Annotated in this window: 11 protein-coding genes; 7 read left to right on the plus strand and 4 right to left on the minus strand. The window is 32.3% G+C overall.

The genetic code is table 11. The annotated features are described in order from the left end of the window. Positions 1-111: 111 nt before the first annotated feature. The gene (locus CLU81_RS18145) at positions 112-1,857 is read right to left on the minus strand and encodes an ABC transporter ATP-binding protein (RefSeq protein WP_099711096.1); all 1,746 of its coding nucleotides are present in this window, start codon (positions 1,855-1,857) and stop codon (positions 112-114) included. 376 nt (positions 1,858-2,233) lie between these two features. Between CLU81_RS18145 and CLU81_RS18150 the strand changes: the two genes are divergently transcribed. From CLU81_RS18150 to CLU81_RS18180, 7 genes are all read left to right on the plus strand, one after another. After that, positions 2,234-3,019 (plus strand): hypothetical protein, encoded by a 786-nt coding sequence (locus tag CLU81_RS18150; RefSeq protein ID WP_099711097.1) that lies wholly within the window; start codon positions 2,234-2,236, stop codon positions 3,017-3,019. A gap of 174 nt (positions 3,020-3,193) precedes the next feature. Further along, positions 3,194-3,985 (plus strand): hypothetical protein, encoded by a 792-nt coding sequence (locus CLU81_RS18155; RefSeq protein ID WP_099711098.1) that lies wholly within the window; start codon positions 3,194-3,196, stop codon positions 3,983-3,985. Between the two features lie 97 nt (positions 3,986-4,082). Continuing rightward, complete coding sequence (locus tag CLU81_RS18160) at positions 4,083-5,039, plus strand: GSCFA domain-containing protein (RefSeq protein WP_099712803.1); 957 nt, start codon at positions 4,083-4,085, stop codon at positions 5,037-5,039. Positions 5,040-5,338: 299 nt separating this feature from the next. Beyond that, complete coding sequence (locus tag CLU81_RS18165; RefSeq protein ID WP_099711099.1) at positions 5,339-10,429, plus strand: translocation/assembly module TamB; 5,091 nt, start codon at positions 5,339-5,341, stop codon at positions 10,427-10,429. Further along, complete coding sequence (locus CLU81_RS18170) at positions 10,413-12,731, plus strand: BamA/TamA family outer membrane protein (RefSeq protein WP_099711100.1); 2,319 nt, start codon at positions 10,413-10,415, stop codon at positions 12,729-12,731. The genes CLU81_RS18165 and CLU81_RS18170 overlap by 17 nt, the downstream gene beginning before the upstream one ends. Before the next feature lie 67 nt (positions 12,732-12,798). After that, entirely contained in the window at positions 12,799-13,428 is a 630-nt protein-coding gene (locus tag CLU81_RS18175; protein ID WP_099711101.1) for a DUF4230 domain-containing protein, read from the plus strand. Positions 13,429-13,586: 158 nt separating this feature from the next. Continuing rightward, positions 13,587-14,117, plus strand: a complete 531-nt coding sequence (locus CLU81_RS18180; RefSeq protein ID WP_099711102.1) for a hypothetical protein — start codon at positions 13,587-13,589, stop codon at positions 14,115-14,117. Positions 14,118-14,327: 210 nt separating this feature from the next. On the opposite strand, the gene CLU81_RS18185 is transcribed toward CLU81_RS18180, so the two are convergent. From CLU81_RS18185 to CLU81_RS18195, 3 genes are all read right to left on the minus strand, one after another. Further along, entirely contained in the window at positions 14,328-16,085 is a 1,758-nt protein-coding gene (locus CLU81_RS18185; protein WP_099711103.1) for an aromatic amino acid hydroxylase, read from the minus strand. 280 nt (positions 16,086-16,365) lie between these two features. Next, positions 16,366-16,806 carry a hypothetical protein gene (locus tag CLU81_RS18190; RefSeq protein ID WP_099711104.1) on the minus strand — a complete coding sequence of 147 codons (441 nt, stop codon included), beginning with the start codon at positions 16,804-16,806 and terminating at the stop codon, positions 16,366-16,368. An 87-nt stretch (positions 16,807-16,893) separates the two neighbouring features. After that, a complete protein-coding gene (locus CLU81_RS18195; protein WP_099711105.1) occupies positions 16,894-17,280 on the minus strand; it encodes a group III truncated hemoglobin in 387 nt (128 codons plus the stop codon). Between the last annotated feature and the right edge of the window lie 171 nt (positions 17,281-17,451).

The raw sequence follows: 17,451 nt of genomic DNA on the forward strand, positions 1-17,451 counted from the left end.
GCCAAACGTAACAGTTTGGCTAAAGCCTTTTAAAATTATTTCTTTCATCCAGCTAAAGCTGGACGCTATTGAAAAAACTTAGTAACTCAGTACCTTAGAATCTTAGTACCTTTATTTACGTTCCCCAATTTGCTGACGCCACATTGCGTAATACAAACCTTTCTCAGCAATTAAATCTTCGTGTTTACCTTGCTCGATAATTTTACCTTGTTCAAGTACAAATATTTTATCGGCGTGCATTACTGTTGATAATCTATGGGCAATTAAAACTGTGATTCTGTTTTTGTCAGATATGTTTCTAATTGTAGTATTGATTTCTTCTTCAGTAATAGAATCTAATGCGGAAGTAGCTTCATCAAAAATCAATAAATTTGGATTTCTTAGAATCGCACGAGCGATTGATAAACGTTGTTTTTCACCACCCGAAACTTTAATTCCGCCTTCACCAATTGTAGTGTTTAAGCCATCTTCGGCACGTTGTAATAATTTTTCACAACTCGCTCTTTTTAAAGCATCATATAAATCTTCGTCGGTTGCATTTGGTTTTACGAACAATAAATTCTCGCGGATTGTTCCGGAGAATAATTGTGCATCCTGAGTTACAAAACCTAATTGTTTTCTTAAATCCAGCAAATCAATTTCGGTGGAATCAATTTTATTATAAAGTACTTTTCCTTCGGCAGGCGTGTATAAACCAACTAATAATTTTACCAAAGTTGTTTTTCCGGAACCGGACGGACCAACAAAAGCAACGGTTTCACCTTGTTTGATGTCGAAATTAATATTTTCTACAGCTTTGAATTTTGCCGTTTTATGCTGAAAACTTACATCATTAAAAAGCAAAGACTGAATCGCTCCAACATGTTTTGGATTCTTAGGACGGAATTCTTTTGGAGCACTTAATAGAGTTTTAAAGTTTTCCATTGAAACTTTGGTTTCATTCAAAGCAATAATGAAATTCCCTAATTCCTGCAGAGGTCCAAAAATGAAGAAAGTAAAGAATACCATTGTCAATAAATCACCAACAATAATTTTATTTCCAAACAAGAAATAATACAACGTAAAAACAACACAAGTTCTTAAAAAGTGAACGGTAGTTCCTTGAATAAAACTCAAACTTCTGATAAAACGGATTTTCTCCAGTTCAAGATGTAGAATTTTAAAGGTGTTTAAATTAAGACGTTTTTCTTCCTGATACGTTAATCCAAGGCTTTTTACAAGTTCGATATTTCTTAAACTTTCGGTTGTAGAACCCGCCAAAGCATTCGTTTGATTGACAATTTTTCGAGAGACAATTTTGATCTTTTTTCCCAAATACGAACTAATCAAAGCAATAATTGGAGCAGTAATCAAAAAGATAATCGAAATACGATAATCAATACGAGCCACATAAACGATCACGAATATGAACCCGATAATGGTTTGAAAAATTAAAGAAATTGAAAGTGTAATTAGTTTTTCAGAATCAGAACGTACTTTAGTCAGTTTGCTTAAAGTTTCACCGCTTCGCTGATCTTCAAATTCTGCAAAGGGTAAATCAAGTGATTTTTTAATTCCGTCAGTATACATTTGTGCACCAGTTCGCTGAATAACGACATTGGTAAAATAATCCTGAAAATTTTTGGTAATTCTGGAAATCATCGCAGCACCAAGCGAAAGACCCAACCAGAATGATAAAGATTTGATAAAACCCATTTCGTTTCCAGCATATTTATGCAAACCAACACCGCAATCCTGCATTAATTTACCGGTAATTACAGAGTCTGATAAGCTGAAACAAATGTTGATAGAGGCCATAATCAACGCAAAAAACAAAAGCATTTTGTGTTTGATTATATAAGAATATAGTAATTTCATAAGTAGATTTAAATTTATAGCAGATGCAAAAGTAGTGAATAGTTTGACGCTATAAAGTGGCTTTTAGTTATTAAAAATGTAAATTTTTCTACAGCTGAAATTATGAGTGTTTTTTTTCTAAGACTTGAATGTTTTAATTTTTTGGAAACATATTTTCTAATATTGGACGAATAAAAAACAGGAAAAAGCTAATTGGTTACATGATAATTTCCTTTTGATTATTTTTTTTTTCTAAAATTTTTACTTGTCTATGTCGTTTGTAATTAGTGTATTAAAAATGATTGTGATTATAATATATGTCTTGCTGAGGAATCCCGTAAGGTTTTGATTTTGGGTTGTACTACGTTTGCACCAATAACAAATTTAACAAAACAAAATGAAAAAAATTTTATGCCTTTTTAGTGCTTTAGCATTAGTGTTAACTTCTTGTTCAAGTGATGATTCTTCTTCAGATACTGGATCTGCTGCATTGTTACCTACAAAAATTGTTGAAACAAGTGTTGAAAACGGAAAATCTGGAAGTGTTACTTATACTGCTACTTATGATGGAAATAAGTTAAAAGAAATTAAAGTTTCTGATGCTTCAAGATCTGTGTTTACTTATACAGGAGATCTTATCACAAAAGTTGAATTGTACTATTCAAGTGAATTACAATCTACAGATGTTTATGCTTATGAAAACGGAAAACTAATATCAAAAATTACAACTAAAGCTTTTGGTAGCGGTCCTAAACAAAAATTGACTTTTGTTTATAATGCAAACGGAACAGTTAATGCAAATCAATCTCAAATAGACGACAACGGAGAAACTAAGTTTGACACTACTACGCTTTATACTTTTGCAAATGGAAATATGATTTCTTCTGAAATTATCGATGGAGTTTTAAGAGAAAAAATAACAAGTACATTTGATGATAAGAAAAGTCCATTTGTTAATGTAACAGGATTGAAGCTTTTATTAGACTTGGATAATAATTTAGAATTTGATTTTTATTCAGCGAATAATAACGTAAAAAGCGTTACTCAAACTTATGATAACGACGGAGTTCTTGAACAAACAGCAACAGTAGCAACTACAAATAAATACAACAAAAGCAATTTCTTAACAGAAGCATTTGTTGGAGACGCTACAGATTCTTATAAAATAGAGGTTACTTATTAATTCTCTTTATAGTAATGATACAATCCCCAATTATCAATTAATATTGATGTTGGGGATTTTTTTAATTAATAAAGACTAGTTTGATTTTAGAACTTTTTTCTGGTGTTAATTTCTGATTTTCTTATTCGAAATAATTTCAATTATATTTGTCCAACCAAAAACAAATACCAAAAAATGAAAAACCTTTTATTACTTTTCTGTGCTTTTACTTTAGTGCTTACATCATGTTCAAATGATGATAATAATTCTTCAGAAGATACATCTATCTTGCCTAAAACAATTACTTACAGCTATCCTTCGCCAGATTTGGGTACAAATACTAAAAACACTATAACTTATGATGGAAATAAAATTGTAAGCAGTATATCATCAGGGGGAAAAATACTTTTTACATATACAGGAAATGTTATTACCAAGCAACAGCTATTTGATGTTGATTCTAAAGGTGTAGAAACTAAAGATATGGAAGCTCAATATACTTATGAAAATGGAAAATTAAAAACCAGAATTACAAGAGAATATTTCACGACTCAATATCCTAACGGAACATATATTGGCAAAACAATTTATACTCATGTTTCTAATAATTTGATTTCATACATAGATTACACAGTTGACGCAGATACTCAAATTGAAACAAAAATTAGCGAAGGAACCTTTACTTATAAAGACGGTAATCTTGTTGAAGACAAAAATGTTAGAGGAACTTCTACATCGACAAGAACTTATGAATATGACACTAAAAATAATCCTCTAAAAAATATTTTAGGCTTAGATCTGTTATTAAAAGAAACAGAAATCTCACGTAACAACATAGTGAAAATTAAAAGAGTAGATAGTGATTTGCCTAATCCATCTGTTTATTTAACAAACTATATTTACAACGATAAAGATTTCCCAACGAAACAAACATCATTTGCAGGTGACGGAAAAACAGTAGAATACGAAATGGAATATACTTATTAAATAATCGAAATTCGAAATTATATCAAAAACCAAATACTTCTGTATTTGGTTTTTTTATTGGTGAAAATTGGTGAAATTCGTGTCTAAAATAAACGATATGCAATTCAGGACCCAAATACCAATTTCAAAAGCCAATAATCCTATTGATTATAACTCAAAAGTGTTGTCATTTGGTTCTTGCTTTGCCGAAAATATGGCGGAGAAATTTGACTATTTTAAATTTCAAAATACCACAAATCCGTTTGGGATTATTTTTAATCCGGTTTCGATCGAGAAAATTATTAGCCGGATAATTAAAGAGGAATTCTATACAGAGAAAGATGTTTTCTTTTATAACGAACGTTGGCACAGTTATGAAGTTCATTCAGATTTAAGTAATTCTGATCGAGAAGAATTACTCGAAACTTTAAATAAAGCCATTACAGAAACCAGCAAACAACTAAAAGAAGCTTCACATATTATTATAACCTATGGAACTTCCTGGATTTATAGAAATATCGAAAGCGATCAAATTGTAGCTAATTGCCATAAAGTTCCACAAAAGCAATTTATAAAAGAGTTATTACCAGTTGAAGTAATTCAGAAAAGCATTCAGAATACAATTGATTTAATTCAGGTTTTAAACCCGAATGTCAATTTCGTTTTTACCGTTTCTCCAGTCCGACATATAAAAGATGGTTTTGCAGAAAATCAATTGAGCAAATCACATCTATTTGCAGGACTTCATCATAATCTGCAATCTAAAATCAACAATCTAAAATTAGAATATTTCCCGTCTTACGAAATTATGATGGACGAACTTCGTGATTATCGTTTTTATGCCGAAGATATGCTGCATCCAAACCAAGTAGCAATAGATTATATCTGGCATAAATTCAGCGAAAACTATATTTCTGAAAATAGTATTTTGACAATGCAGGAAGTCGAAGAAATTCAAAAAAGTCTGCGTCATCGAAGCTTCAATCCGGAATCAGAACAGCATCAGAAATTCTTAGCTAAACTTCAGCAAAAGATTAAGATTATAGAAGATAAATGGTCTCATATTAAATTTTAAATAATATTCTCTGCGACTTCGCGCCTTTGCGAGATTATTTTTAAGCTTTTTTATGTAACGGCGAAAATTGCGCGCAAAGTCGCGAAGTCGCAAAGTCTTATAGATTTGCATCCTTTTTCTTCGAGTCTTAGCGACTTCATCGCAAAATAAAAGTAAGAAAATAATTATTTGTACCTGAAATTTTAGAATAATTGCGTGTAATTGTGTAAATTGTTAAAGTTTAATTTTTTCAATTTTGTAAACTGTAGAAATACAGCTTTATAATAACGCAACTTTAATCTAATGTGTTTTATTGACGTATGAATAAGAAACCAATTCATTTTCTTAAAAAAACACTACGTGTACTTCTTTGGTGCGTGGCTTCTGTTATTGCACTTTTATTGCTTCTGATTATTTTAATTCAGGTTCCATCCATTCAAAATTATGTAAAGGATAAAGCGATTACTTATTTACAAGGTAAGATTAAAACCAAAGTTTCCTTAGATCATATTTCGATAGAATTTCCTAAAGATGTAGTTCTCGAAGGTTTCTATTTCGAAGATCAAAAAAAAGATACTTTACTGGCAGGGAAACGTTTACAACTCGATGTCGACTTGTTTAAATTGGTAAGCAGTGAATTAGAAATTAATTCGGTTTCGTTGGAAAATGTCAAAGCCAATATTTCCAGAAATAAAAATGGTGTTTTCAACTTCGATTATATCATAAAAGCTTTCGAATCAAAAGAACCAAAAGTTGAAGATCCAGATAGTAAGCCATTCAAAATATCAGTTGTTAAGGTTAATCTTGATAATGTAAAGTTCAATTTCAAAGACGATTTTTCAAAGAATGATATCAAAGTAAATCTTACTCATTTTGATACAAAATTCAAAGAATTCGATTTGGATAAAATGAATTTTGATATTCCGAATATTGACCTAAACGGACTAAAAGTAGTTTTGAATCAAGATGTTGTAGAGAAAATTGCTGAAGTTTCGGTGAAAACTGTTGATACAATTTCGAAAAGAACCGACTTCAATTTAAAATTAGGCAAAATCAGTTTGTCAAAAATTGATATTGCTTACGATAATAAAGATTCCAAATTAGATTCCGGAATAAAGCTGGACAATCTGGATTTGTCAGTAAACAAAATAGACTTAAACAATCAGCTTTTGGATTTTGATTCTTTCGAATTAAAAAATCTAACAGGAAATTTACGTTTAGGAGCAAAAGACAAACTAATTCAAGCGCCAAATTTAGATACAACTGCCATAAAACAAACAGGCTGGAAAGTGAAATTGGCCGATGTTAATTTAGAAAATATCGCTTTCAAATTTGATGATATGCAATCGAAACCAGTTTCAAAAGGAATTGATTACAGTCATATGGATTTGGATAAATTCAACTTTAAAGCAGAGAAATTGTATTACGGAAACGATACTATTTCAGGAAATATAAAAACATTAACGGTAAATGATAAAAGTGGATTACAAATTCAGTCTTTAAAAACAGATTTCTTTTACGGACCTAAAAATGCGTACCTGAATGATTTATATTTAAAAACGCCGCAAACATTACTTCAGGATAAAGCCAAAGTTTCTTATTCTTCGATTGCATCGATTTCTAAAGATTTAGGAAACCTTACTTTAGATGCAAATCTAAAACAATCAAAAATTGGGTTTAAAGATATTTTACTTTTTGTTCCTGATTTACAAAAAACAAATCCGTTTAAGAGTAATCCAAATGCAATTCTATATTTAAATACACGCTTGAGCGGAAAAATAAAAGATTTGACTATTCCGCAATTCGAAATGAGCGGAATTGGAACTACAAAAGTTGCCCTTTCGGGGAAAATAAAAGGCTTGCCGGATGCACAAAAAGCGTATTACGATTTAGATATTAAAAAGCTTTCAAGTACTTCAAAAGACATTTATTCGTTTGTACCAACCGGAACAATTCCGAAGAATATTCAATTGCCTTCTCAACTTAATTTAAAAGGAAAATTTAAAGGTTCAGTTCAGAATTTCAAAACTAATTTGGCTTTAAACAGCAGTTTTGGAAATGCAAAAATAGATGCTTTATTTGATCAGCGTATCAAGAAAAAAGAGAAATACGACGCGACAGTTTATTTATTGGATTTTGATTTAGGACGATTAATCAAAAATGATTCGATTGGAAAAATTACGCTTAAAGCGAAAGTAAAAGGCAAAGGTTTAGATCCAAAAACGGCTCAGGCACAATTTGACGGTTTGGTTCAGAAAGCGGTTTTCAATAAATATACTTATAAAGATTTGGCTTTAAAAGGGAATATCGCAAATGGATCTTTTGCTGTAAAATCAGGAATGCAAGATCCAAACTTAAATTTTGACTTAGTTGCGAGCGGAAATACACAAGAAAAATACCCTTCAATAAAATTAAAATTAAACCTTGATATTGCCGATTTAGAAAAGCTGAATCTTCACGCCGGACCAATGAAATTGCGCGGAAATGTTGATGCAGATATTGCCAATAGTAATCCGGATTTTCTGAACGGAAAAGTATTTCTTTCGAATATTCAGATTTTGCAGGAAGCAGAACCAATTGTTTTGGATTCTATGCGAATAATTGCTTTCGCAGATAATAATCGAAATAATATTAAAATATCGTCGCAGTTTTTAAAGGCAGAAGTTGACGGAAAATACAAATTGACCACATTAACGGCGGCAATAAAAAAGTCACTTTCGAAATATATTGATTTAAAAAATCCGAAGGTAAATGGAGAATCAGACGAACAACGTTTGGCTTTTACATTAAAGATAGATAATGATCCGATACTTTTTAAATTGGTTCCGAAATTGACAGGTTTAGAACCAATTAATATTACAGGAAAGTACAATAATGTAGCAGATTCTTTAGAAATAAAAGGAACGATTCCGAGAATTGTATATGCTGATAATACTATTTCTGATGGGAAAATAAATATTGAAGCCAAGGAAAATGCTTTAGAATACGGAATTTCTGTGGCAACAATTGAAAGCGGTTCTTTGAAGATTCCGTTTACTAGTTTATCCGGAAAAGTTGAGAATAATCTTTTGACTTATGCACTTGAAGTGAAAGATGCAAAAGACAAACAACTATATTTTATTGCGGGAAATTTTAAAGCAGAAGATTCTAAAAACATATTCAAAATTGATGCAGAAAACTTTGTTCTGAATTATGATAAATGGAATGTTGATCCTGAAAACGCAATTGAATTTGGAGGGAAACGACTTTATATCAATAAATTTTTCCTAGAAAATTCAGGAAACGAACTTAGAATTCAATCGCAGGGAAATCAGGATAATGCACCTCTTAGAGTTGATTTTGTAAACTTCAAAATTGAGACGATTATGAACATCGTCAAAAAAGATCAGCTATTAATGCAAGGTTTGATTAATGGAAATGCTGTGGTTGAAAACGTAATGACGAAACCAACTTTTACATCGGATATTAAAATCGATCAATTTGCTTTTAAAGGTGAACCTGTTGGAGATATTGTGGTAAAAGTTGATAATAAAACCGATAATTTATTGGCTGCAAATGTTACGTTAAGCGGAGAAGGAAATGATGTAAATCTGACAGGAAACTATAAAATAGATGACGGAAATCTTGATTTTAATTTAGATTTAAACAAATTGAATATCAAAAGTATTCAGGGTTTCAGCATGGGAAATCTTACGGAAGGAACAGGATTTTTGACAGGAAATTTTAAAATCACCGGAAACGCTTCTGCACCAAAAGTAAATGGTGAATTAGATTTTAAAAATACAGGTTTCAGAGTCACTAAATTCAATTCGTATTTTAAAACGGAAGATGAAAAAATTACACTTCAAAACGATGTAATTACATTTGACAGTTTTACTTTCAAGGATGAAAATGATAATGAATTAACGATAAACGGAACTATAAAATCAGCGGATTATAGCAATTTTGATTTTGGTTTAACCGTTGTTGCAGACGATTTTAGAGCAATACATTCTAAAGAAAAAGACAATGATTTGTTTTATGGAGATTTGATTCTGGATAGTAAATTAAATATCAAAGGAACGCTGGAAAATCCGATTATTGGAGGAAATATCAAAATAAATAAAGACACGAAATTCACCGTTGTTTTACCACAATCAGATCCTTCAATTGCTGATCGTGAAGGAATTGTAGAATTTGTAGATGAAGATAATCAGTATTTGAAACAAACTGCCGCGATGGAACAAAAACTAAATCAATCGCAGTTAATTGGTATGGATGTGAGCGTTGCTATTTCGATTGATAAAGAGGCAGAATTGACATTGGTTATAGACAAAGGAAATGGTGATTATTTGAATCTAAAAGGGGAAGCAGAACTTATTGGCGGAATCGATCCTTCGGGAAAAACAACTTTGACTGGTAAATATGAGTTTTCTGATGGTGCATATGAAATGAATTTCAACATGATCCGACGAAAATTTAATATTCAAAAAGGAAGTTCGATTACCTGGAATGGCGAACCAACAATGGCAACTTTGAATATTACTGCGATTTATAAAGTCGATGCAGCGCCAATCGATTTACTTGGAAATCAATTGCCAACGGATAATCCGACAGTTAGAAATACGTACAAACAGAAAATTCCATTTCAGACTTTATTGAAAATGAATGGAGAACTTTTGAAACCTGAAATTACTTTTGATATTGTACTTCCGGATGGAAATTATGATGTTTCTACAGATGTTGTGTCTCTTACACAAACGAAATTACAACAGTTAAGACAAGAACCAGCTGAGTTAAATAAACAGGTTTTTGCACTTTTATTATTGAACAGATTTATTGGAGAAAATCCGTTTGCGAGTGAAAGCGGCGGAACAAGTGCAGAATCTTTGGCAAGACAAAGTGTGAGCAAAATACTTTCGCAGCAATTAAATGATTTGGCGGGAGAATTAATTACCGGAGTTCAGTTAGAATTTGACCTTGAATCGACAGATGATTATACATCAGGAAGCAGAGAAAACAGAACAGATTTGAATGTTGGTGTTTCTAAAAAACTCCTTGATGATCGATTAAAAGTTACCGTAGGAAGCAGTTTTGCCGTTGAAGGACAAGAACGTGCGAACGAACAAAGTACGAATATTGCGGGAGACGTAGCGCTGGATTATCAACTGACAAAAGACGGACGATATATGGTTCGTGCTTATCGAAAAAATGAATATCAGGTTGCGGTAGAAGGGCAGGTTATTGAGACTGGAGTTGCATTTATTATCACGATGAGTTACAACAAATTCAGAGAGCTTTTTCATCGTACAGCGGCAGAAAAAGAAATGATAAAAGAAGAGAGAATTCGCAAGGAAAAAGCCAAAAAGAAAGAGAAGGAAGATAAGGAAAAAGAAGAAAATCAAATTGAAGGAAATGAGCAAAAAACATAGCAATATAAAAACAGCATACATCAGATATTTTATTGCGCTATCCTTATTTTTTGTTTTTGGATGCAGCAATACAAAGTATTTGCCTGATGGAGAATTGTTGTATACAGGAGGTTCTGTGACCGTAAAAGATACTATTACAAAAAAGAAAGAACGTAAAGAACTGGAGACGGAACTTGAAAATTTATTACGTCCAAAACCCAATAAACAATTCTTGGGATTACGTCCTAAATTATGGATTTATAATATTGCAGGACAGCCTAAAAAAGATAAGGGAATTCGATATTGGCTGCGAAATAAAGTTGGTGAACCGCCAGTACTTTTTAGTAAAGTTGACTTGGATTATAACGCTGCTGTTCTTCGAAATTTTACTGAAAATCGTGGTTATTTTAAAACTCGCGTAAGTGCAGATTCTACTGTAAGCAACAAAAGAGTAACCGCAGAATATACTGTTGAACCCAAAAAACGATATATAATAAAAAGTGTGACTTTTCCGGATGATTCATTGGCAATGTCAAGATTAATAGCGAGATCAAGCCGAAGAAGTTTATTAAAAGTAGGTAAACCTTATGATTTGGATGTTATAAAAGCCGAGCGTGAACGTATAGATGCAAGGCTTAAAGAAAAGGGATATTATTATTTTAATCCGGATTATATTTTAGCGCAAGTTGATAGTAGTAAAGGTGATCATGAAGTGAAAATTAGGCTGGTAATAAAAGCAGATACGCCGCCAAAAGCGCTTACATCGTATAAGATTAATAAAATTATTGTTTACCCGAATTTCGCCATTTCAAAAGATAGCGTTAAATACAAACCGGAAGATGTTGTTCAGTACAAATATTTTACGATTATAGACACGGCAAATACTTTTAAACCAAGAGTTTTTGACAGAGCAATCTATTTCAAAAAAGGAGATTTATACAATAGAAAAGATCATAATTTGACGCTGAATCGTTTTGTGAATCTGGGAACTTTTAGCTTTGTAAAAAACGAATTTAAACCTTCGGATAGTTTACCAAATACGCTGGATTCTTATTATTATCTAACGCTTTTACCAAAGAAATTTATTAGAGTTGAGGTTTTAGGAAAAACAAATTCGGCGAGTTATACCGGAACAGAAATCAATGTAAACTGGAACAACAGAAACTTATTTCGAGGAGCGGAATTGCTTACGGTTTCTGTTTTTGGTGGTGCCGATTTTCAGCTTTCGGGAGATAATAACGGGAAGAATATTTATAAACTTGGAACAGAAACCAGTTTGACGTGGCCAAGATTTATCGTTCCGTTTTTTCATGTTGAAGGTAATAGCGAATATGTGCCGCGAACCAAAGCGACGGTGCGATATGAATACCAAAACAGAACACAATTGTATGCTTTAAATTCGTTTAAAACATCTTTTGGATATCAATGGAAAGAGAATATTCGAAAAGAACATCAGTTGAATGTTATTGATGTTACATATGTGAGTCCAAATCATGTAACGGCAGAATATTTAGAAGATATAAAAGAAGATGAATCACTGGGAAAGGTAATTGAAAAGCAGTTAATTTTTGGTCCAACTTATACCTATACATATACCAACACAATGCAGAAACGTAGAAAGAATACGTTCTATTTTAGTGGAGATTTGGATTTGGCAGGAAACATTACAGGATTAGTAAGTGGAGCAAATGTTAAAAATGGGAATCAGAAAAGTATTTTTGATGTTCCGTTTAGCCAATATGTAAAAATGAGAGCCGATTTCAGACATTATTTAAAACTCGGAAAAGAAAGCGAATTGGCTAGCCGAATTATTGTTGGAGCAGGACTTCCGTATGGAAATTCAAGCGCTTTGCCAACATCCAAACAATTTGTGGTGGGAGGAACCAATAGTATTCGTGCTTTTAGAGCAAGATCTTTGGGACCGGGAAGTTACTTGAATATTAAAACGACTAATGATTATTTACCGGATCAATCAGGAGATTTAAAATTGGAATTTAGTACAGAATACAGGGCAAAACTTTTTAGTATTGTTCGCGGAGCTTTGTTTATTGATGCAGGAAATGTTTGGCTTTTAAATGCTGATCCGGATAAACCCGGCGGAGAAATCACCAAAGATTTCATGAAAGATATTGCTGTTGGAGCCGGAGCAGGTCTACGTTTTGATTTGTCTTTCCTGGTTTTACGAACCGATTTGGCATTTCCGCTTAGAAAACCATATTTGCCTGAAGGCGAAAGATGGGTAATTAAAGATATTGATTTCGGAAGCGGTCCATGGCGAAAAGACAATCTGATATTGAATATCGCAATTGGATATCCATTTTAAAAACTTCATGACGAAAAACTTTTAACCTCTTGAAAAAAGAAGTAAATTGGTCTAATAAAATAATGGAATGCAAAATTTAATAAAAAGAATAATAGTTTTAGGTTCGGCGATACTTTTGATCGTTTTGGCTTTCAAATATTGTCAGTTCAAAAAAGAAGATGATTCTACCATCGATTATAACACCAATTTAATTCAGCAGCAAATCCTTAATGTTGGTAAATTGGTTGTCACCGAAGGACATTTTTCAGAAGTAATCACGTATAAAAATCAGCAGAAATACTTGATGGACATGGTTTCTTTTGAGAAGAAAGCACTTGTTGTAGTCAATGCAAATGTTACGGTAGCTTACGATTTGCATAAAATGAAATACGATATCGACGAAAAGAATAAAACAATTACAATTCTTAATATTCCAAAAGAAGAAATCACGATCAATCCTGATATTCAGTTTTATGATGTTGAACAAAGCAAACTGAATCCGTTTACGGGAGACGATTACAATAAAATCAACAAATCTGTAAAAGCAAATCTGGCTAAGAAAATCGAAGCTTCGACTTTAAAAACAAACGCTCAAAATCGTTTAATCAGTGAATTGTCTAAAATTCTAATCTTGACAAATTCAATGGGTTGGAAACTTCAATACAACGGAAAAACCATCGAATCAGAGAAAGAGTTGAATCAGGATTTGAAGTTGTAGGTTGAGGAAGGTTCAATCCCGAAGCTTCGGGACAGAGTAGCAAAGGTTCAAAGGTTTCGCAATCTTGTCATTTCTCCTCCGTCGAAATGGCATAAAAACTTTTCGAGATTAAAAAATCTGCAAAAAAAAAGAATTTCAATATAATTACAACAAAATTAATGGCAATAACTTTACAGAAACGAATAGGATATTTTTGGCTTTTATTAGCAATTGTTAATCTTATTAATTCAGTTTATCAAACAATCCGAGGTTGGGGCACTTGGGGAATTTTAGGTAATGGTAATGTTTTTGTCAGACCTTATTTTGATCTTATTTTTCCGCAGTTATTATTCAAAAAGATTATCTTAGAATCAAATGAAGCTTATGCCGAATTTAGAACACTTCAATTGGGCTATTTTATTGTTTTTAGTCTTCTTTCAGTATTAATTCCGATATGTTTGATTCTTAATGTGAAGTATTCCAGAGTAATAGCAAAAGTCTTTTTGATTTTATTTATAATATTAAATGCGTTTGCAATATTTGTAAAAATAACTCAATTTTTACCGGTTAGAGATAAATTTTCTGAATATGAAATCTTTAATAATAAATATGTAATGAACCATATTTATTATTTTTCGATAATATCATTGATTGCAATTTTAATATATGTTGGATTATTTTATTGTAAAATAAAAAAAGAAGAAGTTTAAAATTTAGATATTTCTACAATCTTGTCATTTCGAAGAACGAGAAATCTTCGCAAGTAACTCCGCGACAAGAATTAAATCTTTGTAGAGTTTCTCGCGAAGATTTCTCCTTCGTCGAAATGACATAAAATGACATAAAAACTTAGCGTCTTTGCGAGATCAAAAAAAATCCGCTCATATCCGCTTAAATCCGTAAAATCTGCGTGCAATTTATTAAACCGCTTCTTTATCAAAAATCAAATCCAATCCGCCAGCAATTAAATGTGCAACTTCTGGACGTTTAACTTTCAATTGATCAAGATGAACCAATACTTCTTGCAAAAGCTGATCTTCATTTGAATTCTTCAAAAGCTCAGCAATTTCAACAGAAAGCAACCAATCATTAGCATGATTTTCTTTCAGTTTAGTGAAGACAGATTTTAGTTCAGATTTCGAATCTTTATTTTCTCTCGTCAAGCGAACAGTTTGATAAAGAACTTCAAGATCATCGCGTTCGTCTGTATGTTTTGCTTTGATAGTAGTCGTTTTTGGAACAGTATTTATAAGATCAAAACTATTCACATCGGCTGGACCGGAAAAAGCAGAAACCACTTTTTTACCAATTGCCATATCATAATTTCCCCAATCAGGCTGAAACAAAATCGTCTCGCCGTGAGTAACGGTACAATTTCTAAAACTAATCAGAATAATTTCTCCGTGTAAGTTTCTTGAACCCGTAATAATTTCACCTTCAACAATAATATTGCCTTCAAACTCAAGTTTTACTGTTTCATTTTCAACAATAGAATACGCTTGTAAATCCTTTGGACTCATGTCTTCAATCGCTAAATTAAAGCCTTTTAGTTTCCCAATCGGACTTCCAAATCCATGAGGATGCGTTAAAGTTCCATGTCCAACCAATTCTTTTTCGCGATACGATAAAGCGGTTTTTCCAGTAGTCTGAATGTAAACTGGTTTTCCTTCATCTTCCAAAACATTAGTAAAAACACCCGAAACTTGCAAACCTGTACTCAATTCAATAGTTCCTAAAGCATTCGAATGAATTAGTTTTTGAATTCCCGAAAGTCCTCCGGTTCTTAAAGCCATTTTATTCGCAAACTCTTCAAGAATCAAACTCAAATAAGAAAAATTTGGTGTAACATAAAGCTGAGGTTGCAACTGCGTAATATCAAAATTTTGATTCGCAGCCGAGATGTCATAAGGGATTTTCTTTACATTATCCGTCATACACCAAGCACTTTCGCCTATCGAAGAAAGTAATCCGGCGCCATATATTTTTGGATTTTCAACAGTTCCTATTAAACCATATTCAACGGTCCACCAATGCAGATTTCGAATCTGAGCCATTTCAGACAATTCGCCCATATTATTCTGTAAATCGGCAACTGCTTTTTCAGCTTCGTCTATTTTTTCTTGCGGAGTATCTTCGGCTTCTTTCAAAATCGAAAGCAATCGGATCGCCTCATACATCTGATAATCTTTGTGTGATGAAATTGCTTTACAGCCAATTTCGCCAAAACGACGCAAATATTCAGCATATTCAGGATTCGCAATAATAGGAGCGTGACCGGCACCTTCGTGAATAATATCCGGTGCAGGCGTATATTCAATATGTTCTAATTGACGAATATCCGAAGCAATAACAAGCACATTATAAGCCTGAAATTCCATAAAAGCATTGGGCGGAATAAACCCGTCAACGGCAACAGCAGCCCAGCCAATTTCGGTCAGAATTCTGTTCATTCCGTACATACTTGGAATAGAATCAACTTCGATTCCTGTTTTGCGCAAACCTTCTAAATACGAACTATGAGCAACTTTTGATAAATAATCTACATTTTTACGCATTACGTAGCGCCAAACGGCCTGATTTATTGGCGTATAATCGCTATAATCCTGCGGTTTAATAAATTGCTTTAAATGTTTAGGCAATCGCTCTAATAATGGGTTTGTTTCAATACTTGCATTCATTTCGAAAACGTTGTAGATTAGAATGTAAAATTACGAATTTACGACGCTATTTTTTGCTATTCATCACAATTTTTTTGTTCGAAATGATTTTTTATTGCAGTTTCGTTAGGTATTTGCTTGTTGTTATTTTGGTTTTCAGGAGCTGTTTCCTGCTCCCGAAGCCTCGGGACACTTGTATCTTTTTCTGTCTAAAGAAGCCAGAAAAAGGATACCGCTTCTATCAGGGCTAGGGCTTTAGTTTTCAAAAGAACTTTTTAATTATAATAATAGAAGTAGAGTTTTAGCAATCATTATTTTCATAATTTACTTTCTCCATTTTATCTTCATAGAATTGAATGTCTTTTGCTGTCATGGGGACTTTCTTCAACTCCGTTTTCAGTTGTTTTTTGCTATCCGGACTTATCCACAATCCGTTAAGAGTAGTGTCATCTTTCTTTAAAATCATAACACCGGAAAATCCTTGTTCCACAAATATAAATTCGTGCTCATTCTTTTTATTTTGAGTAGCATCTAACTGAATCCAATTTCCGGATTTGTCGTAACGATACATTGAAGTATACATAAGATCGCCATTGCAAGGATGATTTTCTGCTTTTATATAAAAAGTTACCGCCGTTTTTCCGTCAATAGTTCCTTTGTATAAAATAGATTTAACTGTTTGTGCCTGAGCACCATTAAAAATAAAAAGAGAAAAAAGAAAAGATAGTAGAGCTTTTAGCATATTTCGAATATTGGTTTGGTCAAATTTAACTATTTAAAAATTTGTAATCCAAAACTATATAGAGAAATATCCGACAATTTTTTCTGATTAATGATTGTCTGCGTTTCTAAAATATTCAATTTTATGATTGAACATAAAAGCCATATTTGTGGCGCGCATTTTTGCCTCTTCTGTAATTGGTCCTGAAAATTGAGTGTCAATTGTAGTATTAAAAATTTCAATCCAACGATCAAAATGAGTTTTGTCTACCGGCAATTGTTTGTGCGGAGGAAAAGGACTTCCTGAATAAGCACGGACATCAAATAAAATAGTTTGCCAAAAGCCGTACATTTTTTCTAAATGCACAGGCCAGCGATCTTGTAATTTATCATTGAAAATTGGACCAAGAAGATCATCCTTTCTAATATTATCATAAAAAGTATTGACCATTATTTTTATATCCTCGAGGTTCGAAATATCTTTAAGAGTTGCCATGTTTTATGCTATAATGTGAAGTGCAAAAATACGATATAAGATCGCTTCCGTTTTCTGATATTTATCATTTTAAGATTATTTTATCTAAAGTAAATTAATCTCCAAATACTCCCATTTTCAGGCTAGATCTTGCATTTATGAGGCTAAAATATAAGATGTCTTGTATTTGTA

Source organism: Flavobacterium sp. 9, assembly GCF_002754195.1.
Lineage (GTDB): Bacteria > Bacteroidota > Bacteroidia > Flavobacteriales > Flavobacteriaceae > Flavobacterium.

Coding starts and splice junctions, on each gene's coding strand:
- CLU81_RS18145 (WP_099711096.1), bottom strand. CDS start 1,857: ATGAAATTACTATATTCTTATATAATCAAACACAAAATGCTTTTGTTT.
- CLU81_RS18150 (WP_099711097.1), top strand. CDS start 2,234: ATGAAAAAAATTTTATGCCTTTTTAGTGCTTTAGCATTAGTGTTAACT.
- CLU81_RS18155 (WP_099711098.1), top strand. CDS start 3,194: ATGAAAAACCTTTTATTACTTTTCTGTGCTTTTACTTTAGTGCTTACA.
- CLU81_RS18160 (WP_099712803.1), top strand. CDS start 4,083: ATGCAATTCAGGACCCAAATACCAATTTCAAAAGCCAATAATCCTATT.
- CLU81_RS18165 (WP_099711099.1), top strand. CDS start 5,339: ATGAATAAGAAACCAATTCATTTTCTTAAAAAAACACTACGTGTACTT.
- CLU81_RS18170 (WP_099711100.1), top strand. CDS start 10,413: ATGAGCAAAAAACATAGCAATATAAAAACAGCATACATCAGATATTTT.
- CLU81_RS18175 (WP_099711101.1), top strand. CDS start 12,799: ATGCAAAATTTAATAAAAAGAATAATAGTTTTAGGTTCGGCGATACTT.
- CLU81_RS18180 (WP_099711102.1), top strand. CDS start 13,587: ATGGCAATAACTTTACAGAAACGAATAGGATATTTTTGGCTTTTATTA.
- CLU81_RS18185 (WP_099711103.1), bottom strand. CDS start 16,085: ATGAATGCAAGTATTGAAACAAACCCATTATTAGAGCGATTGCCTAAA.
- CLU81_RS18190 (WP_099711104.1), bottom strand. CDS start 16,806: ATGCTAAAAGCTCTACTATCTTTTCTTTTTTCTCTTTTTATTTTTAAT.
- CLU81_RS18195 (WP_099711105.1), bottom strand. CDS start 17,280: ATGGCAACTCTTAAAGATATTTCGAACCTCGAGGATATAAAAATAATG.